This is a genomic window from Nostoc sp. (assembly GCF_036917755.1).
In the GTDB taxonomy this organism is placed as follows: Bacteria; Cyanobacteriota; Cyanobacteriia; order Cyanobacteriales; family Nostocaceae; genus Nostoc.
In genome coordinates this window covers 61,360-86,433 of record NZ_JBALFC010000106.1, presented here as the reverse complement: position 1 = coordinate 86,433, position 25,074 = coordinate 61,360, and the positions used below count along the sequence as shown (strand labels likewise).

General features: G+C 42.6%; 25 protein-coding genes and 1 tRNA gene. 16 read left to right on the top strand and 10 right to left on the bottom strand.

Going from position 1 to position 25,074, the window contains the following annotated elements; translation table 11 throughout:
* Positions 1-193: 193 nt before the first annotated feature.
* Complete coding sequence (locus V7L05_RS22725) at positions 194-496, bottom strand: microviridin/marinostatin family tricyclic proteinase inhibitor (protein ID WP_335167301.1); 303 nt, start codon at positions 494-496, stop codon at positions 194-196.
* A 1,303-nt stretch (positions 497-1,799) separates the two neighbouring features.
* On the opposite strand from V7L05_RS22725, the gene V7L05_RS22720 reads away from it, so the two are divergent.
* Complete coding sequence (locus V7L05_RS22720) at positions 1,800-2,126, top strand: hypothetical protein (RefSeq protein ID WP_335167299.1); 327 nt, start codon at positions 1,800-1,802, stop codon at positions 2,124-2,126.
* A gap of 273 nt (positions 2,127-2,399) precedes the next feature.
* Here the strand turns inward: V7L05_RS22720 and V7L05_RS22715 are convergent, their stop codons facing one another.
* The 5 genes from V7L05_RS22715 to V7L05_RS22695 form a co-directional block, all read right to left on the bottom strand.
* Positions 2,400-3,404 (bottom strand): transaldolase, encoded by a 1,005-nt coding sequence (locus V7L05_RS22715; protein ID WP_335167297.1) that lies wholly within the window; start codon positions 3,402-3,404, stop codon positions 2,400-2,402.
* Between the two features lie 149 nt (positions 3,405-3,553).
* The gene (gene pyk, locus V7L05_RS22710) at positions 3,554-4,984 is read right to left on the bottom strand and encodes a pyruvate kinase (RefSeq protein ID WP_335167416.1); all 1,431 of its coding nucleotides are present in this window, start codon (positions 4,982-4,984) and stop codon (positions 3,554-3,556) included.
* 237 nt (positions 4,985-5,221) lie between these two features.
* Positions 5,222-6,265, bottom strand: coding sequence for a type I glyceraldehyde-3-phosphate dehydrogenase (gap, locus tag V7L05_RS22705; protein WP_335167295.1), 1,044 nt, complete (start codon positions 6,263-6,265; stop codon positions 5,222-5,224).
* Between the two features lie 421 nt (positions 6,266-6,686).
* Positions 6,687-7,730: a DUF2891 domain-containing protein gene (locus V7L05_RS22700; protein WP_335167294.1), complete on the bottom strand. Its 1,044-nt coding sequence runs from the start codon at positions 7,728-7,730 to the stop codon at positions 6,687-6,689.
* Positions 7,731-8,566: 836 nt separating this feature from the next.
* Complete coding sequence (locus tag V7L05_RS22695; RefSeq protein WP_335167292.1) at positions 8,567-9,550, bottom strand: CHAD domain-containing protein; 984 nt, start codon at positions 9,548-9,550, stop codon at positions 8,567-8,569.
* Between the two features lie 490 nt (positions 9,551-10,040).
* On the opposite strand from V7L05_RS22695, the gene V7L05_RS22690 reads away from it, so the two are divergent.
* Positions 10,041-11,858, top strand: a complete 1,818-nt coding sequence (locus V7L05_RS22690) for a serine/threonine-protein kinase (protein ID WP_335167289.1) — start codon at positions 10,041-10,043, stop codon at positions 11,856-11,858.
* Between the two features lie 23 nt (positions 11,859-11,881).
* Here the strand turns inward: V7L05_RS22690 and V7L05_RS22685 are convergent, their stop codons facing one another.
* Positions 11,882-12,181, bottom strand: coding sequence for a 30S ribosomal protein PSRP-3 (locus V7L05_RS22685; protein ID WP_012410744.1), 300 nt, complete (start codon positions 12,179-12,181; stop codon positions 11,882-11,884).
* A 137-nt stretch (positions 12,182-12,318) separates the two neighbouring features.
* On the opposite strand from V7L05_RS22685, the gene V7L05_RS22680 reads away from it, so the two are divergent.
* From V7L05_RS22680 to V7L05_RS22665, 4 genes are all read left to right on the top strand, one after another.
* Positions 12,319-12,789, top strand: coding sequence for a DUF29 domain-containing protein (locus tag V7L05_RS22680; protein ID WP_335167287.1), 471 nt, complete (start codon positions 12,319-12,321; stop codon positions 12,787-12,789).
* Positions 12,790-12,843: 54 nt separating this feature from the next.
* The gene (locus tag V7L05_RS22675) at positions 12,844-13,311 is read left to right on the top strand and encodes a DUF29 domain-containing protein (RefSeq protein ID WP_335167286.1); all 468 of its coding nucleotides are present in this window, start codon (positions 12,844-12,846) and stop codon (positions 13,309-13,311) included.
* 47 nt (positions 13,312-13,358) lie between these two features.
* Positions 13,359-14,159 carry a TIGR01548 family HAD-type hydrolase gene (locus V7L05_RS22670; RefSeq protein ID WP_335167284.1) on the top strand — a complete coding sequence of 267 codons (801 nt, stop codon included), beginning with the start codon at positions 13,359-13,361 and terminating at the stop codon, positions 14,157-14,159.
* Between the two features lie 523 nt (positions 14,160-14,682).
* A complete protein-coding gene (locus V7L05_RS22665; RefSeq protein WP_335167282.1) occupies positions 14,683-15,054 on the top strand; it encodes a hypothetical protein in 372 nt (123 codons plus the stop codon).
* 19 nt (positions 15,055-15,073) lie between these two features.
* On the opposite strand, the gene V7L05_RS22660 is transcribed toward V7L05_RS22665, so the two are convergent.
* Positions 15,074-15,877: a tetratricopeptide repeat protein gene (locus tag V7L05_RS22660; RefSeq protein ID WP_335167281.1), complete on the bottom strand. Its 804-nt coding sequence runs from the start codon at positions 15,875-15,877 to the stop codon at positions 15,074-15,076.
* Between the two features lie 31 nt (positions 15,878-15,908).
* Here V7L05_RS22660 and V7L05_RS22655 point away from each other — a divergent pair, with 31 nt between their 5' ends.
* Entirely contained in the window at positions 15,909-16,064 is a 156-nt protein-coding gene (locus V7L05_RS22655) for a hypothetical protein (protein WP_335167280.1), read from the top strand.
* Here the strand turns inward: V7L05_RS22655 and ruvB are convergent.
* Positions 16,039-17,139, bottom strand: coding sequence for a Holliday junction branch migration DNA helicase RuvB (ruvB, locus tag V7L05_RS22650; RefSeq protein WP_335167277.1), 1,101 nt, complete (start codon positions 17,137-17,139; stop codon positions 16,039-16,041). The two genes, V7L05_RS22655 and ruvB, sit on opposite strands and share 26 nt — an antisense overlap.
* Positions 17,140-17,175: 36 nt before the next feature.
* Here ruvB and V7L05_RS22645 point away from each other — a divergent pair, with 36 nt between their 5' ends.
* From V7L05_RS22645 to V7L05_RS22625, 5 genes are all read left to right on the top strand, one after another.
* Positions 17,176-17,328 (top strand): hypothetical protein, encoded by a 153-nt coding sequence (locus V7L05_RS22645; protein ID WP_335167276.1) that lies wholly within the window; start codon positions 17,176-17,178, stop codon positions 17,326-17,328.
* A gap of 85 nt (positions 17,329-17,413) precedes the next feature.
* Complete coding sequence (hisF, locus tag V7L05_RS22640; protein WP_335167273.1) at positions 17,414-18,187, top strand: imidazole glycerol phosphate synthase subunit HisF; 774 nt, start codon at positions 17,414-17,416, stop codon at positions 18,185-18,187.
* Positions 18,188-18,286: 99 nt separating this feature from the next.
* Complete coding sequence (locus V7L05_RS22635; protein ID WP_292790028.1) at positions 18,287-18,478, top strand: hypothetical protein; 192 nt, start codon at positions 18,287-18,289, stop codon at positions 18,476-18,478.
* 97 nt (positions 18,479-18,575) lie between these two features.
* Positions 18,576-18,648 (top strand) — tRNA-Ala (locus V7L05_RS22630).
* Positions 18,649-19,103: 455 nt separating this feature from the next.
* Entirely contained in the window at positions 19,104-19,667 is a 564-nt protein-coding gene (locus tag V7L05_RS22625; protein WP_335167272.1) for a Uma2 family endonuclease, read from the top strand.
* A gap of 54 nt (positions 19,668-19,721) precedes the next feature.
* On the opposite strand, the gene V7L05_RS22620 is transcribed toward V7L05_RS22625, so the two are convergent.
* Positions 19,722-19,859, bottom strand: a complete 138-nt coding sequence (locus V7L05_RS22620; RefSeq protein WP_335167270.1) for a hypothetical protein — start codon at positions 19,857-19,859, stop codon at positions 19,722-19,724.
* Positions 19,860-20,057: 198 nt separating this feature from the next.
* Here V7L05_RS22620 and V7L05_RS22615 point away from each other — a divergent pair, with 198 nt between their 5' ends.
* The 4 genes from V7L05_RS22615 (at position 20,058) to V7L05_RS22600 (ending at position 25,052) form a co-directional block, all read left to right on the top strand.
* Complete coding sequence (locus V7L05_RS22615) at positions 20,058-20,804, top strand: GDSL-type esterase/lipase family protein (RefSeq protein WP_335167268.1); 747 nt, start codon at positions 20,058-20,060, stop codon at positions 20,802-20,804.
* A gap of 305 nt (positions 20,805-21,109) precedes the next feature.
* Positions 21,110-21,544 (top strand): hypothetical protein, encoded by a 435-nt coding sequence (locus V7L05_RS22610; RefSeq protein WP_335167267.1) that lies wholly within the window; start codon positions 21,110-21,112, stop codon positions 21,542-21,544.
* 810 nt (positions 21,545-22,354) lie between these two features.
* Positions 22,355-24,538, top strand: coding sequence for a cation:proton antiporter (locus V7L05_RS22605; RefSeq protein ID WP_335167264.1), 2,184 nt, complete (start codon positions 22,355-22,357; stop codon positions 24,536-24,538).
* Between the two features lie 4 nt (positions 24,539-24,542).
* Positions 24,543-25,052, top strand: a complete 510-nt coding sequence (locus V7L05_RS22600) for a hypothetical protein (RefSeq protein WP_335167262.1) — start codon at positions 24,543-24,545, stop codon at positions 25,050-25,052.
* Positions 25,053-25,074 lie beyond the last annotated feature (22 nt).

Here is a 25,074-nt window from a genome sequence, read left to right as displayed (position 1 = left end):
TCTTATAAAATATTCCCTAACAAATAATGATTAATCACTATCAGGAGCAATCAGGGGTAGCCGTTGGCTGCCCCTGATTGCCTATTTTGTTATATTTCTCGATATTCTTCAAAAGTCCAGAGCAGAGATCGCATTTTGTTTTTGCTAATTTTCAAAACCGCATTTCTGGTGTACTCGAAAATAGACAGTACAGTTATCGTGTGGGCAAAGCGTCATCGCCGTCTGATGGGTACTTCAAAGTTACTGCACCCCCATGTTCATGATCAGAATGGCACTTCTGAGTAACAGCCTGTTCATCACTATCAGAAGGGTACTTCTTTGTTTCTACAACGCCGTCTTCACTATCAGAAGGGAACTTCTGAGTCATGGCTGTCTGTCCGCCGCTAATTGCTTCTGATTGTTGATCAGAAAGGTCTTCACCGTTTTGCCCTTCTAGGAATCGGGCGAAGAATGGTACTGCTTGTGAATTCAAATCTTCTGGTTTGATCTCAGACATAATCTTTCTCCTATGAAAAGTGAATTTCAATTTAGACTACAACTGAATTTGATGATATTACATAATACATACGTATAGATCGTATTAACTTTTTTAATCAAAATATTTAGTTATGTAAAAATACTTATATCAAGTTGAAATTATAATAATTTTTCTTAAGTAGTTAGGGCTTACACATTGACAAGAAACAGTAAATATATATAAGGTGAAAAGCCGCATCTTCCGTAAGGGTTTAGCATTGCTAAACCCCTACAATATGGTCTATTTACGATCCAAGGATAATTAATCAAAGCCTGAAACAACCTATGCATCGTTAGTACACATCATGATGAATTTGTACAGTGCGTAAGTCCTAGTAGTTTATTAACAATTGCTACTGAGTACTGGTTTCACTAAAAGAGAATCTTTGCTTAAAACCCTTTTTCTTAGTAAACAATGTCAACCCCAACTCTTGGAGACGCTACGCGAACGGGGAATTCAAAATTCTTGCATTCAAATCCCCATAAATAAATTTATTTGCTCTGAAACTAGGACTTAGAGTGCCTTGTGCTTATGCATCGCGGCACAATTGTTTCTACGTTATCCATAAATAAATTTAGTTGCTCTGTATCCTTTTCTTCTTCAGTCAAATGTAGAATCAATTCTCCTCTTTAACTATGCTTTGACACGAGTAATTAATTTTCGCTATCCATAAAATTAGATATCAAAGCTGGTAGTCTTGCTTATCTAACTTTTAGTATTGTTCAAATAGGGATTACCAATAATATATTTTGGCTCTCCTAGACTAGTTATAGAAAATTAATACTTGATATCAGGTTAAGTCCTTACATGGTAGGGGATTCAAGAATCAAAAAGCATATTTTTATTAAATCTTTGATTCTATTTTAGCGAAACCTAGTTATATCAGGTATTTTAGGGGTTTTTTAGTATTAATTTATCAAACGAAGTCTAGGAGAGCCTATATTTTCTGGATTAGTTTCTGTTTTTGGTAATCTTGCGATACTTTGGTTATCCCTACTCAATGTACTGAGAAGTATGGAATGTCAATAGCAAAACAAAGCTCTCTCAAACTAAGATAGCTAGCAATTATCCGCCTTTATCTTCAATTAGGAAAAATTACATTTTGCTGGACATTGATTGTTTATTTGCACAATTTAATCTCATTTACAATTATCCATAAGGGTGAAATTGCAATCCAGAATTTCATACTAAATTAAGTTAAAAAAAAAGTGTGTGAGCGATAATTTGCCGACTTTAGAGTGTTTAATAAAGTTATTGCCAAAAGTCTAGTAGAAGCAAAAACATGAAAGGTTTCAAGAAGCTATCCTCAATAGCAATGTTGCTATGTGCCTTTGTGTATCCGCCCTCATTAGCTGAAGCGAAGGATATTTCTCTAAATAATGTTCGCAATGAACAAAGTGCTGCGCCAGAGGCTAACCTAGTTGGAGATAAAACCGGAGAGCTTTTAATTGCTCAACGGCGGTTAATAAGACGACGACAGATTATCCAACGACGGCGACCATTAAGAGGACGGCAGATTATCCAACGACGACAGCAGTTAAGACAGCGCCAGATTATCCGACGACGGCAGCCGTTAAGACAACGCCAGATTATCCGACGACGGTATTGATGACAACTAACTAATGGTTAATGGTTAGTGGTCGTTCTATTAACCACTAACCATTAACTATCGATCGTTATGTTGTCAGGGAATGCCAAAACTCCTTTAAAATCTCGTTTCCAGCCTCTTGCTGGAAATGAAGTTACTGGTGGCTCTGCCGCGAGTTACGGAGGCGGAGCCTGAATGAGGGGCATTCCCAGTCGGAGACTGGGAACGAGATCGTGAGATAATCTCCTAAAAGCTGGTTCTAGACTGGTTTTCACCTGAAGTTGATACCAATGCCTAATGGCTTGCTACTACCTCTGTTTCCAGGCGAACTAGTCGGTCTGCCAAAAGTTTCTCAAGGTCTTCTAATGCCTTGGTAAAACCTTTGATGCCCTCGTCTAGTTTGTCAGTTGCCATGCGGTCAGCCGCGTGTAATTTGTCATAGGTAGCTTTGTCAATGGATATCTTTTCAATTTCCAAGTTTGCTACCTTGGCAGGGTCGAGTTTGCGTGGCAGTTCTCCAATAGTTGCGTGCAATTCACCCAAAAGTGCCGGGGAAATTGTCAACAAATCACTACCTGCTAGTTCAGTAATTTCACCAATATTGCGGAAACTAGCTCCCATAATTTCGGTTTTATAGCCGAATTTCTTGTAGTAGTTGTAGATTTTGGTGACAGACAAAACTCCTGGGTCTTCGGCTGCTGGGTAACTATCGCGTCCGGTATCTTTTTTGTGCCAGTCGAGAATCCGACCGACGAAGGGAGAAATTAAGGTGACACCAGCTTCTGCACAGGCGATCGCTTGGTGAAGACCAAACAACAAGGTAAGGTTACAGTGAATACCTTCTTTTTCGAGAATTTCCGCAGCGCGAATGCCTTCCCAGGTGGAGGCAATTTTAATCAAAACGCGATCGCGGCCAATTCCGGCGGCTTTATACTGGGCAATTAATTCCCGTGCCTTAGTCAGGGTAGCTTCGGTATCGTAGGACAACCGAGCATCCACTTCTGTAGACACGCGACCGGGAATAATTTGTAAAATCTTTAATCCAAAGGCAACTGCCAAACGGTCAAAAGCTAGAGAAACTATCTGTGCTTGGGTAGCTCCAGTTCCAGCATCTTTCTTGGCTTGGAGTAAAGTTTGATCGACAATTCCCTGATATTCCGGCATCTGCGCCGCAGCAGTAATCAAAGAAGGATTGGTGGTGGCGTCTTGGGGTTTGAACTTTTCAATTGCCTGAATATCCCCTGTATCTGAGACCACAACAGTCATTTTCCGCAATTGTTCCAGTAAATTCTGAGACATAAAATACTCCGTGATGTTTGTTTAGGATTTACTTAATTCCCCAGTTCTTTACACTCTTTACTGTTCCTTCAATTCTGATTCTGGCAATTTTTCGGAATCATTGCCCAAGTTTGCTTACTATCCACAGCCACAGCCCTATTCTAAGTGGGTTATGCCGAAATTGGCTGTCCAATGGAATGCACTTTGATTAGACTAGTTGTTCCCGATTTACCAATTGGAACACCAGAGGTAATTACCACCTTATCGCCCTTATTCGCTAAACCCATGTCTACAACTGTGTTCACCACATTGGTAAACATCTCTTCGGCATTGTGGACTGGTGGAATCAGCAAAGCTTCCACACCCCAAGAAAGCGCTAGTTGGCGATAAACAGTCACGTCAGGGGTGAGGGCAATAATCGGAGAAGTTGGCCGATATTTAGACACCATTCTCGCGGTACTCCCTGAAGAAGTGTTACAAAGAATTGCCCGTGAGCCTGTTTCATAGGCGATGCGACACACCGATTCTGCTACGGATTCGGTGACGCTGAGACTGCCTGCCTCATGACACCAGGAATGTTTGCTACCCTCATCTAAAGCTTGTTCTGTCCGCACGGCGATATTGTGCATCATCTCGACGGCGGCGATGGGATATTGTCCGACAGCTGTTTCACCAGAAAGCATTACCGCGTCTGTTCCATCCAAAATCGAGTTAGCAACATCGGTTGCTTCGGCGCGGGTGGGGTCGGGAGCGCTAATCATCGACTCTAGCATTTGGGTGGCTGTAATCACCGGCTTGCCAGCACGATTGCAACGGCGAATAATATCTTTTTGAATTAGGGGTACTTCGTGAATTGGCACTTCCACCCCTAAATCGCCACGGGCAATCATAATCGCGTCGGCAATCTTCAGAATGGAATCAAAATTCTCTATTGCCTCTGCTCTTTCGATTTTGGCAATTAAACGGATGGAAGCGCCAGCTGCTTCAATCATCCTTTGGGCGGGTTCTAAGTCTTGTGGCGATCGCACGAAGGATACCGCTACCCAGTCTACACCCAACTGAATCCCAAAGCGCAGATCCAGTAAGTCTTTTTCGGTGATCGAACTGACAGGTAAAGGAGTTTGTGGCAGGTTTACTCCTTTGTGTGTGGAAATTAGCCCGCCAATTTTCACTTGTGCGCGAATGCGATCGGCATCGCGATCGGTAACAATTAACTTGACGCGACCATCATTAATCAAAATCGGTTCGCCTGGTCGCACCATCGCAAATAAAGTTGGCAATGGTAGAGGCAGTTCGTCAATACTCTCACCCTTTTGTTGCAAAACAAAGGTAACTTCACTACCAGCTTCCAGATTTAACCCTTCTGGTGGTAAAACTCCCAAGCGAATCTTCGGGCCACACAGGTCTTGCATAATTGCGATCGGCTTTTGCTGCTCAGTACTAATCTGCCTGAGATACTGAGCTGTTTGGGCGTGGAATTCATAGGCTCCGTGGGAGAAATTCAGCCGCGCCACATTCATTCCAGCTTCTACTAAGGCTTGTAGCTTTTCAGGTGCAGATGAAGCCGGCCCAACAGTACAAATGATTTTGGTTCGACGCATAGGGATTGGGGGTTGAGGAATAACCTGCAAATTTGGATGCTTTGTGCGTAGGCGTAGCCCGTCGTAGACATCGCGCAAAGCATCCAAATCCACATGTGCTTCATATCAGTGGTTTGCTAAAAAAGTTACTTCACTTAGTCTTTTTCTCAGGGTATTTACCATCCCAAATCCCAAAAGTCCTTAGTCAAAAGTCAAAAGCTAATGACCAATGACTAATGACTAATGACCAATGACCAATCAAACCACAGCTGCTGTCGGTGCGAGTTTTTCCTTCTGTGACATAGACAACATCAAGTCAATCACGCGATTCGAGTAGCCCCACTCGTTGTCATACCAGGCAATTACCTTAAAAAAGTTGGAATTCAACTCAATCCCAGCACCGGCGTCGAAGATACTGGAATGGGTATCGCCTTGAAAATCTGTGGAAACTACTTCTTCATCTGTGTAGCCCAGAATACCCGCTAGTGAACCTGCGGCTGCTTCCTTCATGGCAGCACAGATTTCCTTATAACTAGTAGCTTTGGCAGTTTTGAAAGTTAAATCAACTACAGAGACATCGGGAGTCGGAACTCGTAATGCCATACCAGTTAACCTACCCTTCAATTCTGGTAAAACCAGTGCTACGGCTTTAGCTGCGCCTGTAGAGGAGGGAATAATATTCTGAGTTGCACCTCGACCACCCCGCCAGTCTTTCTTGCTGGGACCGTCTACAGTTGGCTGAGTGGCAGTCATGGCATGAACTGTGGTCATCAACCCTTCGCTCAATCCAAAATTGTCATTGATCACCTTAGCGATCGGAGCTAGACAGTTTGTAGTGCAGCTAGCATTGGAGACAATTATATCTTTGCTGGGGTCAAATAAGTGATGATTTACACCCATTAGTAGGGTAGGAACTGTATCTGGGTCTTTGGTGGGAGCGGAAATTATCACTCGCTTTGCACCTGCTTTCAGGTGGTTTGCCGCCCCTTCATAGCCAGTGAAGAGTCCCGTAGATTCCACGACATAATCTGTACCTAATTGTCCCCAAGGTAACTCTGCTGGATTCCTCACAGATACACAAGGAATGAAGCGCCCGTCAACGAGGATGCCATCTTCCTTGGCTTCAACCTTGAGCTTTAATTTACCGTGGGTTGAATCGTACTTTAATAGATAAGCGAGGTTATCTGGTGGTACTAGGTCGTTAATGCCGACAAACTCAATGTTGGGGTTATCGATGCCAGCGCGAAGCACAAGTCGCCCGATTCGACCGAAGCCATTAATACCAACTTTTAATTTAGTCAAGATTAAACCTCCCGTTGTGGAAAGTTGAACAAAAGGAGAAAGTTAAAAGTCAAAATAGATTGCCTTTTACTCTTTACTCTTTGATCCTGACAGTCTCAGTCAGCTAATACATATTTACTTGGCATGTTTTAAGAATTGGGGCATTGGGCATTAGGCATTGGGCATTGGGCATTGGGAAAACCCCGAGTTACAGCAGTTTCCATGTATTTGAACCACATCTGTCGTAGGGGCACAGCATTGCTGTGCCCCTACCGCGTGGTCTATTTACCTGAAAATAGCTGTAAACAGTTTTGATACATTGTTATAACAATCCTGAATCATTCCTGAGAAACAAGATCCCCAACAACTTTTACCAGGTCGGGGATCTATGGCTTGCAATTTTCACAAATCAAATAGGATTGCTATAGTTCGCCCAGACTGTTTAAATAATTTGCCCTTGCAACCCACGATTTGTTAAGAGGTAAACAGCAAAAGTTCCTAGCCAGTGACTAGCTGCATAATGTTCAATTACAACATTTGCTAGTCCATGCTGACGATGGCGAATGGCAGCAGAGCGAAGTGTTTCTATGCGGCGATCGCTATTTGCTAATCTAGAGATGATGCCCTCAAGCATCCAAGCGCGACTGAGATTAAGACCCCAGAAGTGAGATTGCATATAATCTTTAGGATTATCTACTCTGGCAGGTTCTAACCAATTTGCTGAATTCTCAATCGGTATTTGGGGAAGAAAATTGGTCAGCCAGTCAGTGAAAGCTGTTGTTGAAAGGACTCGCCGCATCAGGTCTGCTTCAGCAAGGCCAGGAGAGAGAAAATCGTAGCCAAGCGGCTCGAATTGTAAGGAATAGTTGCGATCGCTAAAATAGAATTGTCGTGCTTTGTTCTCCACTACCTGAGTGAAGTCAGCATTTTCGGTAATCCGTGCCCAATCCAGCATCAAACCAAGTGCAAAAGCTGTTTGGCTATGCATCCCTGTGCGATTTGGAAGTTTTAATGCATCAATCCAACGGTGTAAGTTAGCTGCAATCAACTTTTCCAACGGTTCCAATACAATCCGCCATTCTTTCGCTTGAGGATGATTCCACTCGTGAAGTTCCGCAGCCAGTTGCAGAAGCCATGCCACCCCATAAGGAAATTCATAAAAGGGTAGCCGTTGAAAATGGGCAATCTCTCCTTGAATCTTCTCAGGTGTTAGGCTTTGATCAAGTGCTTGCTTTGACGCTGCATTGAAAGAGGCTTCAGGAAAGTGACGCACCAGACGTACCAGCAACCAGTGGCCATGTACGGCTGAATGCCAATCTAAGCAGCCATAAAAAGCAGGAGTCAATTCACGCGGTGGTTTTATATCCTCGTCGCTATCAGCCCAATACAGATTACTGTTGGGATACTCCCGCCCGATACAATCCAGCACTAATTGAGCAAATTGTGCCGCAGTTGTTTCATTAATCTCCAAATTATCGGCTGGCATGGTCACTTAGTACAGTTTTGCGTAAAAGTGTAGCGTTTTTAATGTAGAGGAACGCATTAACATTGTATCGGGATGCATTGGCATTGCAGGGGGATGCATTGACATTGCAGGGGAACGCATTAACATTGCATTGGGATGCATTGGCATTGCAAGGGGACGCATTAACATTGCATCGGGATGCATTGGCATTGTAGGGGGATGCATTGGCATTGCATCAGATTAAAATGCTGCATTATGCGATCACTAATACCGTTTCACTTTAATAATGATACAAAGACGTTGGTAGGGAACATTGCTCATTGGTGTCAACTTCAGGTAAAAGCCAGTCTAAAACCAGCTTTTAGAGATTGTCTCGTTCCCAGTCTCCGGCTGGGAATGCATTCCGAGAGGGCTGCCGCCTCAAGACTTGCGGCAGAGCCGCAACGATGTGCATTTCCAGCCTCTGGCTGGAAACGAGGTTTTATATCATGTCCGAGTAATTAGGAACGTGGATTAAATAAAATGAAAATGCAAAACTTCATCTTGTCTCTAGCCTCCCTCTCCTTTACAAGGAGAGGGATTGAGGGTGAGGTAAGCCAGGGCATAAATTGTATGTTATTTAATTCTTATTCCTTAGTTATGATTCCATAGTCATTGCACCCCACACGCCAGATGCTCCCCTTAATCCCCTCCCCGCAGGCGGGGTGGGGTTCTTCGGGTTTAATAAGTAATCAAGCGGACATGATATAGCGGTTCTCAGCCTTTGTGAGGTACAAAAACCCCAACTCTCTAAAAGCAAGCGAGGAGGGGGCTATGATGTACCTCATATGATTAGTAAACGCTATATAAGTCCTGCTTTAACTTATTACTCCTGAAAGCGGGTGCAGTATTGTTAAATGAAAACTATGCCTGGTTTCAGCTTTCAGATACCGTTCTTGCAAGGGTTGCCACTGCTGCCACGACTGGTAACGATTTTTAGTTAACAAAGTAGCAAGGGTGGGCAACTCAGTCTGAATTTCTGACTTGAAGACATCTGCAAGCCAGTCACTCAAGACCGCACTATCTTGCATCGTACCTAAAATTTCTTGGATACTTTTCACTTCTGCAAGATAAGCTGCGTAAGACTCACCATATAAATCACTAAATAATTCCATCTGGTAGCGTACACGTTTAGCTTCTTTTCGCAAACTATGAAGAATTTCACCTTCTATTGTCAATTGTTTCTCTATCTTTTCTGGTTTCCAATTTTTCTGGGTTTTCACTTCTGAATCCACAAATTGGGTGCCAACTAGCCAACCCGGATGCAATAACAAGTTACTCACTTCTGGTAAAAGTAAGTCTGGTAACACCTGCTGAATGCTTAAAGATGCCGAAGGTTCATAACTGGGTTTATCTAACCATTTATCCAATGAATGTTTTAGAGACTTGTAAGATTTATGCTTTAACGTTTTCTGTACACTCGATAGTACATCTTCACGCTGTTTAGCCAAAGCTGTGAAAGCTGTTTGCAAAGATTCCTGCTCTTTGCGGGGTAACTTTGGTTTATAATCGTTTTCCAAACTTTCTTTGAGTACGTCTAAATCTCGCAGATTACCAAGACGACGGGCTATTTTACCGATGTTTTTATCGCTGACTGGTTTCGACACATCCACCGCTTGCCCAAACCGAGTTACAGCCGTGCGTAAGCGTCGCATTCCCACTCGCATTTGGTGCAACGCTTCTGGATCTTCATCTTTCTTCACTGATTTTTCCCACTTCAAGGTTTTCTTAAAGTGTTTTTCAATCGCTTGGTAGGCGTAGTCCCCTAGAGTTTTTACCGTGGGTTGTGTGGCTAATTTCATAATTGATCTTAATGACAATATCTCATGAGGTTATTACATAATAACATTAGTTAAAAAGTTGCATTCAGATTTGATATTTTTTTACACAATCAGGAGTTTAAAGTATGTTTATGACTATTGATAGTTGCATACTCTTTTATAAAGATACAATATCTATCAAAGGTCTAAATAGGAGATTCCCCCTAGCGATTTAATATAAGCTATAGCTCTTAGATATACAATGTCTGTGCATACTTTTTGATTTTTAAGATTATCCTCACTTGATAACTACTTATTAGTCCTGTTTTTTTCTTTCTTTCTTTCTTTCTTTCTTTCTTTCTTTCTTTCTTTCTTTCTTTCTTTGTTTAAATATGTTGATAATCTTTCTGTCGTCCATCTGCCAAATTTATTAAAATCTCTCCGCGTCGCCGCGTCAGTCGTAATGATCAGTTTTCAACCGGATATGAAACTGAAGTTCTGAGTAACTAAAAACAGCTATATTTGATTGTGGATGCGCTGTAGGCAAAAAATTTTGCTTTTAGAAGAACGTTATCGTTTACTCAAGCAGATTGATCAAGGGGGATTCTCTAAAACCTTCCTCGCTGTAGATGAGGGTCAGTTTCCTCCAATTCCTTGCGTCGTTCAAGAATTCTCGCCAGAATCCGAAACTTCTATTACTTTTAAGCAAAAGGCGCAACAGCTAGAAGAATTAGGAAAGCATCCCCAAATTCCGGCTTTGTTGGCTTATTTCCAGCAGAAGGGGCATTTTTATTTAGTGCAGGAGTTTATTGCAGGCACTAATTTAGCTCAGGTGATTGAAGAGGAAGGCACTTTTAATGAAACTCAGATTTGGCAACTTTTAGAAGATGTGTTGCCAGTCTTGCAGTTAATTAGCGATCGCAACATCATCCACCGCGATATTAAACCCCAAAATATCATCCGTAGATCCCCAATTACCAACACGGGGAATTTAGTCATAGTCGATTTTACCACTGCGAAAATCGTTACAGAAATTGATCGGCTAACATCTGAAACCAGTATCGGCAGTCCAGAATACGCTGCACCAGAACAAGCGAGGGGAAAAGCGGTTTTTGCTAGTGACTTATATAGCTTGGGTGTAACTTGTATTTACCTACTTACTCAGATTCCTCCCTTTGATTTATTTGATATTGCTAACGATTGTTGGGTTTGGCGAGATTATCTTACTAGTAGGATAAGCGATCGCTTGGCGCAAATTCTCGATAAGCTGCTGCAAAATGCTATTAACCGTCGCTTTCAATCAGCCGATGAAGTTATGCAAGCAATGGGCATGGAATCCAAAATCCAAGTTGCGCTGAAAGCGCACCAAAGGTGCGACCCAAAATCCAAAATCCAAAATTCAATTCAAAATCCTCCTTGGCGATGCTTGCATACCCTAACTGGGCATTCTGGGACATTGAGTAGTGTGAATGCCCTTGCTATCAGTCCTGACGGCTACACTTTAGCCAGTGGTAGTGATGACAAAATTATTAAATTGTGGGATTTAAATACCCAAAAAGTCCTAGCTAGCTTATCAGGACATTCCCAAGCTGTAAAATCAGTTACCTTCAGTCCTGATGGTCAAATTCTGGCAACTGCTAGCGATGATAAAACGATCAAATTGTGGCAGGTTGAGACATTAGAGGAAATCTGCACTTTATTGGGACACTCACACGCTGTAAAATCAGTTGCTTTCAGTCCAGATGGGCAAATTCTCGCTAGTGGTAGCTGGGATAAGACTATCAAACTCTGGGATATAAATACTGGCAGAGAAATTTGCTCGATGACTGGACACCAATTACAGGTAAATTCAGTAGCATTTAGTCCCCAAGGACAGCTTTTAGCCAGCGCTAGTTATGACCGAACAATTCGCTTGTGGCAGATATCTGCATTAGAAAGTTCCCAGAGAGAACTTCAAAACCGCCCATGCTATAGCTTGTTAAGCACCCTTTCGGGTCATGCATGGGCGGTTTTGACAGTCGCTTTTAGTCCCGATGGTCAAATTTTGGCGACGGGTAGTGATGATAACACCATTAAATTGTGGGAGGTAAACACTGGTCAGCTAATTTGCACACTAGTAGGCCATTCCTGGTCTGTGGTGGCTGTGGCTTTTAGTGCCGATGGCGAAACGCTCCTAAGTGCAAGTTGCGACAAAACAGTTAAACTTTGGAGGGTAAGCACAGCAGAAGAGATTGTTACTCTCTCTGGTCATGTAGACTCAGTATCTGCTGTAGCTATGAGCAAAGTTACACAATTAATTGCAAGTGGCAGCCGAGACAAGACTATCAAACTGTGGCAGCTTGTAGAATAGCACAATCGCTAATTTTGATAATATCAGGCGCTACCTGTGAAGGCAACTTCTGGAAATTTCAACTGAGCTTCTGCCATTGGACGGTTTCTGCCTTCCTCTTGCCAGTAGTTAATCACTTCTGTCGCTTTGTTAAGCAACTCGACACGATCTAGGTCAGTAATCCAATGTTTGGATTCTAGTTCCTTTTTTAACTCTTCCCAGGCATCATTTCTAGGCCAGAAAAAGTACTTAGTCAAAGGACTGGTGCCTTTGCCGACAATTTGATCGACTGCTAGAGCAACGTTTTCGTCTAACCACAAAATTTTCAAAATAAACTTGGTCAATCACACCTCCGGGAATTTCCGGGCATTACTTAACTAGGATAGCGATCGCTTATTTTAACGCAATACCTTATCAAATGACCAAACAGTAATTGGATTGGGCTAGGATAAGGTGTAGTCGGCGCTAACTACAGATGCTTATGACTGCCCAACTGCCCCAATCTCAAACAACATCTGGTTCTTCTTTGTATGAGCAAGATTTTTACCTGTGGATTCAAACCACGGCAGAACTGCTCAAACAAGGTCGGCTCACAGAACTGGACTTAGAGAATTTGATTGATGAAATTGAAACGATGGGCAGGAGTGAAAAGAAAGCGCTCAGAAGCAATTTGGAAGTGGTGCTAATGCACCTATTAAAGTATAAATATCAAGCCGAGAAGCGCTCTGGTAGCTGGCGAGCCACAATTCGGGAGCATCGTAAACGCCTCAGACAGGCTCTAGAAGAAAGTCCTAGCCTCAAACCTTATTTTTGTGAGGTTTTCGGCCAGTGTTATAACGATGCTAGACTCTTGGCTGCTGATGAAACTGAATTGCATCTGGCTATCTTCCCAGAACAGTCCCCTTTCACGCCAGAGCAAGCCCTCAACCCTGATTTCTTACCTGAGTCATAATCTCACCTTCGCTAAAAGATTTTGCTGTTAATTTTGAATTCGGAGCGAAGCGACGTGACTGCTCAACTGCCCCAATCTCAAACAACATCTAGTTCAGATTTGTATGAGCAAGACTTTTACCTGTGGATTCAAACCACGGCAGAACTGCTCAAACAAGGTCGGCTCACAGAACTGGACTTAGAGAATTTGATTGAAGAAATTGAAACGATGGGCAGAAGTGAAAAGCGGGCATTGGAGAGCAATCTGGAAGTGTTGCTGATGCATCTGCTCAAATACCAAATTCAAACTGAAAGGCGCTCAAAAAGTTGGCAATATACAATTTTAGAACACCGTAGGCGAGTCCAAAAAGCACTCAAGGAAAGTCCAAGCTTGAAGCCTCACTTTGATCAGGTTTTTCACGAAAGCTATCAAACGGCTAGGCGACTGGCTGTAATTGAAACTGGATTAGACATCGCTACCTTCCCTGAACAATCTCCTTTTACACTAGAGCAAGTCCTCGACTCTGATTTTTTACCTGAGTGATGATTGTACCCCTTATGATCAGGTAAAACTCTTTTGCTCTCTACCCCATGACTCAAGAAACTTCTGCAAAAGCGATTGTTGTTTTCGATATTGATGGCGTTGTGCGCGATGTTAGCGGTTCCTATCGCCGTGCGATCGCAGATACCGTAGAATATTTTACTACCCAAACATATCGGCCAACCCCACTAGATATTGACCAACTTAAGTCTGAAGGTGTATGGAATAACGATTGGGAAGCATCCCAAGAATTAATTTATCGCTACTTTGAAACCCAAGGACAGAGCCGCGCACAACTGCAACTAGATTATGATGCGATCGTTGCTTTTTTTCAATCTCGTTACCGAGGCTCAGACCCAAAAAATTTTACTGGGTATATCTGTAATGAACCTTTATTATTACAACCTAGCTATTTAGAGCAACTTACCCAAGCGGGGATTGCTTGGGGATTTTTTAGCGGTGCAACTCGTGCTTCCGCTAACTATGTATTAGAAAAACGCTTGGGTTTGGAATCTCCGGTGTTGATTGCGATGGAGGATGCGCCAGGAAAACCTGACCCCACTGGACTTTTCGCTACAGTTCGTGAGTTAGAAAATGGAATTGAGCAAAGATTAGCGATCGTATACGTAGGAGATACGGTAGCAGATATGTATACCGTCGAGAAAGCGCGGGGTCTGGATTCTTCTCGCACTTGGATTAGTGTAGGGGTTTTACCGCCGCATGTCCAGGAAACAGCAGCGCGTGGTGATGCATACAGTGAGACACTAATAGCAGCAGGAGCAGCAGTAGTTTTGCGTAATGTCGAGCAGTTAAGTCCAGTTAAAATACAGGAACTATTACAGTTAAAATAGTAAAACTTGAGTGATGAAATTTTTGATCAGCTAATGGGTTGACTGCAATTAGGGAAATCTAAAAAATAAAATGCCTAGCCGTTCCCAGGAAATAGTTGCCAAAATTACGATCATTTGGCGCTTTCGCTCTTTGGGCGAAAGCGAGGGCTATTTCGTTCTATACATAAACCGCCCAGAACTAAAGTTCCTCTCTTATAGCTAAAATTCGTTTTAACAGACTTTAGCCTTTTCTCAGTCGTCTTTAGACGACTTTCGTTATTAGACTCAGAATTTATTCTGAGGCGGGCTAGATGAAAATGAAATAGCCCTGGGCGAAAGCTAAGTTAATAGCATTTTATTACTTGTAGGAGCCTTATCCATTGCTGACTTCAGAAGTTACCTATTCAAGCCTGAGCTAAGGTAAAACTTGGATGTCTAAAGAAAAATATTTTTATTTACTTAATAATCAACATTTTAATTAATACATCTTAGAACATGGTACTCTGTGGAACTAGATCAATAGCAAAGGCAATCAGAGTTACTTATGACAGGAAATAGAAAACTTGTTCCTATTGAACAAGCGTTGGAAATCTTAAATCAGAGTGCTAACTCTTTCAATATAGCGACAATTAGTCGGATTATCGGTCCTCTTAATGAAGAAATTCTCAGACAAGCTATCGATTTAATCCAGTATCATCACCCACGTCTGAATTCTCGTATTATTGGTACATTGGATAATCTTCGCTTTGAAATGGGATCGAGCAAACTTCCTCTACGTGTTGTTAATAATCTTTACAAGGAGCAATGGCAAGAAGTTCTTGTAGAAGAACTGGCAAACAATGCTATTTCCTATATTGTGGATGCTTGCTGCCGAGAGTTGAAACAGACAGGTGAAACACCTGTCCTACAGCTATAGGAAAAATTTGCAGATGTACTTACTTGATTTTCAAGAACTTATCTAAAGCTGTAACTAGGCTGGGCGGCCAACGGCGGATATTTGTTACCCAGTTGATGTCCTTATAACGGCTATCGAGTCCATAAGCTGCTACCCAGTTACTTTCAGCTTCCCCTTGTTCTCCATTTACCCAGTAGGCTGCTGTAAGGGCAGCACGCACATCAGCAAATTGGGGGTATTTACGGACAATATTTCGCATTTCACGGATTGCTTGCTCTTTTTGACCAGTTTCATAAAGAGCGAGGGCGTAGTTAGCACGGGCGAAGGCAAAATTCGGGGCTATCTCATTAGATTTTTTGTAATCTGCGATCGCATCTGACCATTTCCCTAAACCAGCTGTGGCATTACCGCGATTATTATATGCCATCGCATCATTAGGATCGAGTTCTAAGACATGATTATAATCTGCGATCGCATCGTCCCATTTTCCTAACCCTTCCAACGCCGCACCTCGATTCAAATATGGATCGGTGACATTCGGCGCTAGTTCTATAGCTTTGTTATAATCTTTCAACGCCTCTGCCAATTTGTTCTGACTCACCCGTGAATTTCCTCGGTTACTCCACGCCCCCGCATTAGTAGGAAATTGCTCAATAATCTTTGTCCAGTAAGTTTCAGCCGTAGCAAAATCACCTTGATTCGTCGCTGTAAACGCTTGATTTGCCCACTCATCACCTTGTTTTAATTGTTCTTGAGTAATGAGCGGTTGAGATTGTGCCATGACTGGAGTACCCCAGCCAAATATAAGTAACAGACTAAGAAAAATACCAATCAACTTAATCATCTAGGTTTACCTGTCTATGCTGAAGATGGGAGTGGGGAGTAGGGAGTGGGGAGTAGGGGGAGATGAGGGGGACAAGGAGAATAACCAATGCCCCATGCCCTATGCCCCATGCCCCATGCCCAATGCCCAATGCCCAATGCCCAATGCCCAATTTCCCATAATTACAATAATGACAACTGTTCATTAGGCGGCGTGAATCCCAAATGCTTGTATGCTGCTTTAGTCGCCATTCTTCCGCGATGAGTCCGAGTTAAATACCCAATCTGCATCAGGTAAGGTTCGTACACTTCTTCAATGGTTTGGGTATCTTCACCCGTCGTTGCTGCCATTGTTTCCAAACCAACTGGGCCGCCGTTAAATTGTTCAATTATTACACTCAACATTTGGCGGTCTGTCCAATCCAAACCGCAAGGATCTACTTGGAATAGTTGCAATGCCTCCGATGCAATGCTTTCATTAATCTCGCCAGATAATTTTACTTCCGCGTAATCACGTACTCGTTTGAGTAATCTGTTAGCAATACGTGGCGTTCCGCGTGAACGACGGGCAATTTCTGTGGCACCATCTTCTGTAACGGGGGTTTTGAGTAATTGAGCGGTTCGCAGTACAATTTTAGTCAGTTCGTCAACTTCATAAAATCGGAGTTTTTGAATCAAACCAAAGCGATCGCGCAGTGGTGAAGTTAAAGCACCTACACGGGTTGTAGCTCCCACTAGGGTAAACTTTGATAGCGGCAAACTTCTAATCCGAGCGCTGGAACCCTTACCAATGGTAATATCTAAGCGATAATCTTCCATAGCCGGATAGAGAATTTCCTCCGTCATCCGCGAGAGGCGATGAATTTCATCCACAAATAAAATATCACCTGGCTTGAGGTTCACCAGTAGCCCGACAATGTCTCGTGGACGTTCTAGGGCTGGCGCACTGGTAATTTTGTAATTTACCCCCATTTCCGATGCTAAAATCATAGCCATTGTGGTTTTGCCTAATCCCGGCGGCCCATACAGCAGCAAGTGATCCAACACCTCACCACGAGACTTGGCTGCTTTGATGGCAATATCTAGCACATCCTTTAAATCCTTTTGCCCAATGTAATCCGCAAATCGTTGCGGTCGAATACCCTCTTCCTGCTTATCTTGTTCATCAATAGCAGCTTCAGGTTGCAAAATGTTGTCTGTGGATGGTGCTTTCGCCGACTCTCGACGCTGCTTTGGTTCTCCGTTGGGTTCTGGAGGCTGTTTTTTCGAGGAGATTATCGCCATAATTCAGCTATCTTTTAAGGGACTAGGGAGTGGGGAATGGGGAGTGGGGAGTGGGGGAGGCAGGGGGAGGCAGGGGGAGATGAGGGAGATGAGGGAGATGAGAGAGATGAGGGAGATGAGGGAGACAAGGAGAATAACCCATGCCCAATGCCCAATGCCCAATGCCCCATGCCCAATGCCCATGAATAATGCCGGTGAAAATTTTCGTTTGAGAATACCCGCGCCAATTTAAAATTTAAATTCCGGTCAATTACCCAGAAGTGCAAAAGTTATTATGTTATCTAAAAGAATCTTACCGTGCTTAGATGTGAAGGCGGGACGGGTTGTAAAAGGAGTTAACTTTGTCAATCTCCAAGATGCAGGCGATCCGGTAGAACTGGCAAAGGTTTACAATGAAGCCGGTGCTGATGAGTTAGTATTTCTGGATATTACAGCTACTCATGAAGACCGAGCTACTATTTTAGATGTGGTCTACCGAACTGCTGAACAGGTCTTCATTCCATTGACTGTGGGTGGTGGCATTCAATCCTTAGAAAATGTTAAAGATTTGTTACGAGCCGGCGCAGATAAGGTTAGTATTAATTCTGCGGCGGTACGTGATCCAGACTTGATTAATCGGGCTAGCGATCGCTTTGGTAATCAGTGCATAGTTGTTGCAATTGATGCCAGACGCAGAAATAACCCGGAGAATCCAGGTTGGGATGTGTATGTGCGAGGTGGCAGGGAAAATACAGGCTTAGATGCCCTACTTTGGGCACAAGAAGTTGAAAAACGGGGGGCCGGAGAACTGCTAGTCACAAGTATGGATGCTGATGGAACCCAAGCCGGGTATGACATCGAGATTACACGGGCAATTGCCGCTGCTGTCGAAATTCCAGTCATTGCTTCTGGTGGTGCAGGTAATTGTGAACATATCTACACAGCCCTAACTGAAGGCAAAGCTGAAGCCGCATTACTCGCATCTCTGTTACATTACGGACAACTAAGCGTAGCAGAAATCAAAAATTATTTGCGCGATCGCAACGTCCCAGTACGTTTGATCTCTTAAACCCCTATTTACCAGTTAATGACATCCATCTGAGGTTAGACACACTTCCTTAAAAGGGTGTTAATATTATTTTACAAGTATTAACTAATATTAAGAAATATGTTGATTCCTATTTTACTTTTTGATGTAGCCTTGGTGGCGTGGTCGCTACACTTAATGGAAAGAGCCTATGAGAGTAAAGAATTTTCTCTCATGTTGGCTGGTACATTGGTTGCTCTGGCTGCTGCTGCCATGCTGGTAGTTTATTTTTTGATGGGGCACTGTATGACCTATTTATTGCGAGTGTCATAGAGAGTGCTGAGTGCTAGAGGAGATATTTAAAATTTAGTTTCGATAAAAAGGTTGACAAAGTACTCATAATTAAGGGATTATATATAATGGATTTCAAGGGGTTATAGCGCAGTTGGTAGCGCACCTCAATGGCATTGAGGGGGTCAGCGGTTCGAATCCGCTTAGCTCCATTCTTAAAACCTTAACCCTCTCCATTAACGGAGAGGGTTAGGGAAATTTTTTAGAGGGTTTTATTTGCTATCTACCTAGCCAGTCTCGAAAGTTGGAATGATAGAGACTCTACCAGGTGCGTCAATGATGGTGAAGTAACCCTGGTTATGGTAGTGGAGAAAGTTGTTAATAGCGATGAAGAAATAATAAAATCAGAACTTTTTCTTTTACAGATGGATTTTTATGCTCTTTTAGCGTTTTTAGTAAACGCTACGTCTACTCTTGAAAAAGATAATTTTTTGCTGGCATAGGTGGCTGATAATAACTTAGTTACTTATTTGTCTAAGTATGTTCAATTAGCAGAGAAGTAGAAGACAGTCAAAAGGAAAAAATCTCACCACCGTTCACGAAAATATTTATTCCTACTCTCTATTTTGGAGAATAATAAAAAGATGAGGCAACAGTGGAGGTAGCGATGTCTGTACAATTGCTAAGACGAAAATTTACAGTTGAACAGTATCACAAAATGGTTGAGTCGGGGATTCTCACAGAGGATGACCGGGTGCAACTGATACGAGGAGAGATTATTGAAATGTCGCCTATTAGGACAAAACACGCTGCTTGCGTAAATCGACTACTTAATCTGTTGATTCTACTGTTGGGAAAACGCATCATCCTTGCTGCTCAAAATCCAGTTGCATTGAACAATAACTCAGAACCTCAGCCAGATGTAGCATTACTTAAACCCCGTGATGATTTCTACGCCACTGCACACCCCGAACCACAAGATATTTTGTTACTAATTGAAGTATCAGATTCGACTGTCATGTATGACAGGGAAGAGAAAATTCCTTTATATGCAGCAGCAAACATAATTGAAGTTTGGTTAGTAGATATTAACGAGCAAATTGTCGAAGTTTATCAACAACCAACAGCCGCAGGATATCAGCTAATGCAAAAGTTCACTAGCGGTCAAACTTTATCAATTCAAGCCTTCCCCGACGTAAATATTAGAGTCAACGAAATCTTTGGCAAATAAAATTACTTCTTTGCTAATCTCATCAAGACGCAAAAAATGCACTCTACCTGATTTCTACCCTGCCACAATTGTCACGCGATCGCGTGCAACGGCGCAGCAAGAGATGTAACTTTGCCCCGTAAAAGTGGTAATGACCTCCCCAGCCGCCAGATTCCAGACTTTGAGGGTCTTGTCATCGGATGCGGAAATCACCTGCTGTCCATTGGGAGTGACGGCGGCATTTACCGAGTTATTAGCTCAACATTCACCCTCAGACGCTCAATTGCGGCAATATTCACCTTGCAAGCATCTCAACAAGTAGAAACTCTATAGATGCTTGGACACTAAAGATAGCCATCTATGGTATAGAAATGTATAGATTCTTGTAAAAATATAAAATATAGTTGTTAAATGCACACATTTTTAGCTTCTTCCTCAATGCAGGTGTCTGTACCACCAAATCACTTTCAGCCTATGAAGATTGTCGCACTGGGGGACAGCTTAATTTATGGATTCGGCGATCCAGAAAAAGGAGGCTGGATTGAGCAACTACGGCGATGGTGGATGTTGCCGGATAGTGCCGGTCATGTTCTTTATAATTTAGGGGTAAGAGGCGATCGCACGCAACAAGTAGCACAAAGGCTAGAAGTTGAATTTCGCCACCGGGGTGAACTGCGAAATCGTGTTCCCGACTTGATTATTTTATCAGTAGGCGTGAATGACTCAGCGCGGTTGGCGCGTCCCGATGGCCGAAGTTATACAGATTTTACATTGTTTGAAAAAGAAATTGCTTCTCTGCTAGATTTAGCACAGCAACTATGTCCTGTGTTATTTGTGGGCATGGTGCCAGTGGATGAAGCCAAGATGCCTTTTCTAGATTGCTTTTACTATAATCATACCGATCAGTACCGCTACAAAGAAGCAACTCGAATTGCTTGTAATAAACGGCAGATTCCTTATTTGGATATTTTTGAGCAATGGATGGAACGCGATGAAAGTTGGCGGCTCAAACGCTTGAGTGAAGATGGTCTTCATCCCAATACACTAGGTTATCAAGCTTTGTTAGAAGATGTAATCAATTGGAATGCGATACATTCAGTGGGCTTTGCCAACACAGCTTACCATTCTAACTTTGATTATCACCTTAAACCATCCTAATAATATATACTAATCCGCTTTGATTATTGAACTGGCTTGCGTAGGCAGGGAATAAGCCTTTTCGATTAGTACTTAATTTATTCAAAAATCAAATAGGAGTCCTATAGATGTGTTGGTGCTTTGAGGTTAGCCGATATTCTTGTATTTGCCATCCTCACAAAAAGCACCATAATCTTACCGAATTTTCAATGAAAGTCAGGTGTAACATCCATTTCAAAATCCATCTATAAAAACTCTAATTTTTCTCTTGTTCATTACTCCTAACTCCTGTACAGACGCGATTAATCGCGTCTCTCCGAACTCTTATGACACCAACTTTATTAGGTCGTTGGCAAACTCGATTATTATTACTTGCAACTGTCGGCGTACTCGTATCTTTGCCATTTGCAATTGGTTGGATTGGTTTTAGTGCTAACTCAGTTTATTTTTGGATACTTGGTTATATCGCCATCTTTGGCTTAGGCTGGGATGTGCTTTATGACTATCTGCAAAAATACCGATGGGATAGAGATTGGCCTGCACTTTATCAACTATTAGCTGGCATATGGGAATTGGTGTTTGTGTTTTGTGGAGTCAAACTGTTTGGCTTCTTACCAATACCTTTACCGAAAGAGGAACTTTCGCCAGCAGCTTTTCTATTGCACTATAGTGTCGTATGGCTAGCAGTTTTTATTAGTTCACAAAGCTTAATGCGAATTATCTTTATCCGTTGGCGTTTCCGGGGTGGCGAGTGGTTGTAAGACCTGAAATTCTCGAAACCTGAAATTTTTTACACTTAACTTAAGTCTTGTAGTAAACCCTCTTGGCTAAAATGTTGCAAAAAAATTGTAGGTTGGGTGGAGGCTTGCGTAACCCAACATCCTGATAATATATGTTGGGTTGCGCTCCGCTCCACCCAACCTACGTCTACTACGTCTACGAACCTATCCCACTAATAAGATTTGTGCTACAAAGCTTAAGCTGATTGATAACTAAAAACGAAAAATCAAGGTTTTCCAGCACATTTTACGAAAATAAGTAGGGATTTTTATAATAGTGGGATAGGTTCACGTCTAATGCACTATTTTAGCCAAGAGGGTCTACTACGTGCATTTCAAAAATCAAATACTAGTCCTATATAATAATTATTATAGCAGTCATTACTACACTCATGGCATCACCACTGCTTGCCTTTATATTGCAAGGTACAAGGTATGATAAATCTTCCACTTAATAAAATTTAAATATAAAACTAATTACCTAGTAATTGGGTAAAATTATCTGGCTTTACTCTGGTTAGAACCACTAATTTATTTGTAGTGGCTTTTAAGCGCTATTACAAACTGACTACCTATTACCTGTTTTTATTGCTATTGTTAATTCGTAAGTTCTTCTAGATTTAGCTCCGAAAATCATCAGAATTCATGTTTCACGGCTGCAACTGCATCATAACAGCAATTGACATAACAACGAAGCACAAATTACTCTTGGGTATATTTAACAAGCTTGACATTCCCCAGTCTTTTAAAGAATCATCTTAGAGAAACCAGATAGTTAATTTTGAGGAAACCATGCACATAGTTATTCTCGTTCTGGTTGAGGTGCTGATTGTTATTGGACTTTCAAGGCTAGTAGGTCTAGGATTCCGTTCCATTAAGCAACCTCTGGTAATTGGTGAGATTGTCGCCGGGATTATGCTCGGCCCATCTTTATTTGGTTTAGTTGCTCCCCATCTAGCAGTTACCTTGTTTCCCCCAGAAACTTTTCCTTTTCTAAATGTTTTGTCTCAGGTGGGACTAATATTTTTCATGTTTCTGATTGGGCTAGAACTAAATCCCAAATATCTGAGCGGACAATTAGAAGTAGCAGTTTTAACTTCTCATGTCAGCATTTTGGTACCGTTTTCCTTAGGAACATTGCTAGCGGTGCTACTTTATCCCCTAGTTTCCAATGCAAGTGTATCCTTCACTGCCTTCGCCTTGTTTTTGGGGGCGGCGATGTCGATTACTGCCTTTCCAGTGTTGGCGCGAATCATTACTGAAAACAATTTACAAGGAACGCGTTTAGGAACGTTGGCGTTAACTTGTGCCGCAGTGGATGATGTGACAGCTTGGTGTCTCTTGGCAGTTGCGATCGCAGTCGCTCGAACTGGCGACTTTGCTGATGCCATACCCACAATTATTGCCAGCATAGTTTACATCGGCTTGATGTTGACGGCGGGACGTTGGTTCCTGCAACGCCTTGCCAAACACTACCTGCGGGCAGGACGCCTCAGCCAATTGCTACTAGCTGGGATTTATATGGCAGTAGTTGCGTCAGCACTAATCACCGAACTAATTGGTATTCACTTAATTTTTGGGGCATTTTTACTGGGTGCAGCCATGCCCAAAAATGAAGATTTAGTGCGGGAATTGGCAGTAAAAACCGAAGATTTTGTGCTGATTTTCTTGCTGCCAATATTTTTTGCCTACAGTGGTTTACGGACGGAGATTGGCTTACTCAACCGTCCAGAATTGTGGCTTTTGTGTGCGTTGGTTTTAGGAGTGGCGATCGCAGGTAAATATATTGGCACCTATGTAGCAGCCCGTGTTAGTGGCATTAATAAACGGGAAGCCTCGGCACTCGGTTGGTTAATGAATACTCGCGGCTTGACCGAATTGATAGTGCTAAACATTGGTTTAGAGTTAGGGGTAATTTCCCCCTTAATATTTACCATGCTGGTAATTATGGCATTGGTAACTACATTCATGACTTCGCCACTGCTGGAATGGACATATCCGAAGCGGCTGATTAGGTTAGATGTCGTGGAACCGGAGTCGGAAACAGAAACTGCCACTGCTGCAAGTGAAACTTACATTCGCCCCTACCGAATTTTAGTGCCAGTGGCTAATCCGAGTACCCAAAAAGGTTTGGTACAGTTGGCAGTAAGCATCGCTCTCAACTACCGACATCCCGCCGTTGTTAACCCTCTTAGCCTGATTGAATTTGAAGAAGATTATGCCTTTGAAAGTACGCCAGTTGAAGCAGACCGATTAATCGCCCAGCGCCGCCAGCAGCTAGAAGAATTGATTAAAACTCTCGAACCCCTAGAAACACGCTCTTGTGTGCATCCCATCGTTCGCATATCCAGTAATGTCGCACGGGAAACAGCACAGATTGCCGTACTAGACCAAGTTGATTTAATTCTCGTGGGATGGCATCGCCCAGCTTTTAGTAGCAATCGCTTAGGTGGAAGAGTCGGTCAACTTCTCAGCACTGCGCCAGTTGATGTTGCAGTATTTGTAGATCGGGGAAGCGATCGCTTAGAAAGCTTGTTAGTACCTTATTCTGCAAATATCCATGATGATTTGGCACTGATACTGGCGCTGAGACTGCTAATCAATCATGAAACTTGTATGTTGCAGATTTTACACGTATTACCAGAAAATCGCCACAAGGATGAATTGAGTTATGAGTTGAACATGATGATAGAGCAATTACCGAGTAGTGTACGCGATCGCATCGAAATCAAAATTGTCCAAGCTCCAGAGCCAATCCAAGCTGTAGTCGAAGCCTCAAAAAATGTAGACCTGACAATTGCTGGCACCAGCCGCACTTGGGGGATCGAGCGTCAAACCTTGGGAAGATATACAGATCAACTAGCCATCCAATGTTGCTCCTCCCTGCTGATTACCCGCCGCTACAGTCAAGTCACCGCTCATCTGGCTTCTGTACTTACTGAGGTTAGTAGTCAAAAGCCAACATTGAGGAGTTGAGATCATGAATCATTTCAACTTCAAATCTTTAGCTTTTTACGGAGTAGCAATAATTTCAGTGCTACTGTTGTTTAAAACTGTCAGCATTTATGGCGAAAACAGTCTCAAGGCTCCTCCACCAGTTAACGGCCGGTATCGTCTAACTCTAGCGGAGAATTTGCCGAACTGTGAAAAATCGGATACCCTAACCTTAAACATTGAACAATCGGGTATTTACTTAAATGCCTCTGTATTACCAGCGATGGCCGACGCCGATATTGACGAAAGGCACTCGCTCACAGGCATCTTGAGAAATCAACAATTAAATTTATCTGGAAAAGTTGGCAGATCAATCCTTTGTAATATTCCTCGCCCCCAAAATGATCCTCTAAACTCAGTCACAATTCAAATGCAACTTGTGGACAAAGGTAGTATGACAGGGCAATTAAGCGTTATTGGCATTCCACAAACTCTAAAATTTACGGCTGTGCCACAAAAAGTTCAGGAAAAATCTCAGAAGTCCAATAATCATTGATTTGGAGAGTGGGAAGTGGAGA

What these genes read in the sequence shown, in the direction of transcription:
- V7L05_RS22700 (WP_335167294.1), bottom strand. Translation starts at nt 7,730, where the DNA reads ATGCCAGCCGATAATTTGGAGATTAATGAAACAACTGCGGCACAATTT.
- V7L05_RS22615 (WP_335167268.1), top strand. Translation starts at nt 20,058, where the DNA reads ATGCACACATTTTTAGCTTCTTCCTCAATGCAGGTGTCTGTACCACCA.
- V7L05_RS22645 (WP_335167276.1), top strand. Translation starts at nt 17,176, where the DNA reads ATGGGGAGTGGGGAGTGGGGGAGGCAGGGGGAGGCAGGGGGAGATGAG.
- ruvB (WP_335167277.1), bottom strand. Translation starts at nt 17,139, where the DNA reads ATGGCGATAATCTCCTCGAAAAAACAGCCTCCAGAACCCAACGGAGAA.
- V7L05_RS22695 (WP_335167292.1), bottom strand. Translation starts at nt 9,550, where the DNA reads ATGAAATTAGCCACACAACCCACGGTAAAAACTCTAGGGGACTACGCC.
- V7L05_RS22600 (WP_335167262.1), top strand. Translation starts at nt 24,543, where the DNA reads ATGAATCATTTCAACTTCAAATCTTTAGCTTTTTACGGAGTAGCAATA.
- V7L05_RS22720 (WP_335167299.1), top strand. Translation starts at nt 1,800, where the DNA reads ATGAAAGGTTTCAAGAAGCTATCCTCAATAGCAATGTTGCTATGTGCC.
- V7L05_RS22670 (WP_335167284.1), top strand. Translation starts at nt 13,359, where the DNA reads ATGACTCAAGAAACTTCTGCAAAAGCGATTGTTGTTTTCGATATTGAT.
- V7L05_RS22690 (WP_335167289.1), top strand. Translation starts at nt 10,041, where the DNA reads ATGCGCTGTAGGCAAAAAATTTTGCTTTTAGAAGAACGTTATCGTTTA.
- V7L05_RS22610 (WP_335167267.1), top strand. Translation starts at nt 21,110, where the DNA reads ATGACACCAACTTTATTAGGTCGTTGGCAAACTCGATTATTATTACTT.
- hisF (WP_335167273.1), top strand. Translation starts at nt 17,414, where the DNA reads ATGTTATCTAAAAGAATCTTACCGTGCTTAGATGTGAAGGCGGGACGG.
- V7L05_RS22625 (WP_335167272.1), top strand. Translation starts at nt 19,104, where the DNA reads ATGTCTGTACAATTGCTAAGACGAAAATTTACAGTTGAACAGTATCAC.
- V7L05_RS22680 (WP_335167287.1), top strand. Translation starts at nt 12,319, where the DNA reads ATGACTGCCCAACTGCCCCAATCTCAAACAACATCTGGTTCTTCTTTG.
- V7L05_RS22725 (WP_335167301.1), bottom strand. Translation starts at nt 496, where the DNA reads ATGTCTGAGATCAAACCAGAAGATTTGAATTCACAAGCAGTACCATTC.
- V7L05_RS22605 (WP_335167264.1), top strand. Translation starts at nt 22,355, where the DNA reads ATGCACATAGTTATTCTCGTTCTGGTTGAGGTGCTGATTGTTATTGGA.
- V7L05_RS22635 (WP_292790028.1), top strand. Translation starts at nt 18,287, where the DNA reads ATGTTGATTCCTATTTTACTTTTTGATGTAGCCTTGGTGGCGTGGTCG.
- V7L05_RS22665 (WP_335167282.1), top strand. Translation starts at nt 14,683, where the DNA reads ATGACAGGAAATAGAAAACTTGTTCCTATTGAACAAGCGTTGGAAATC.
- V7L05_RS22715 (WP_335167297.1), bottom strand. Translation starts at nt 3,404, where the DNA reads ATGTCTCAGAATTTACTGGAACAATTGCGGAAAATGACTGTTGTGGTC.
- pyk (WP_335167416.1), bottom strand. Translation starts at nt 4,984, where the DNA reads ATGCGTCGAACCAAAATCATTTGTACTGTTGGGCCGGCTTCATCTGCA.
- V7L05_RS22660 (WP_335167281.1), bottom strand. Translation starts at nt 15,877, where the DNA reads ATGATTAAGTTGATTGGTATTTTTCTTAGTCTGTTACTTATATTTGGC.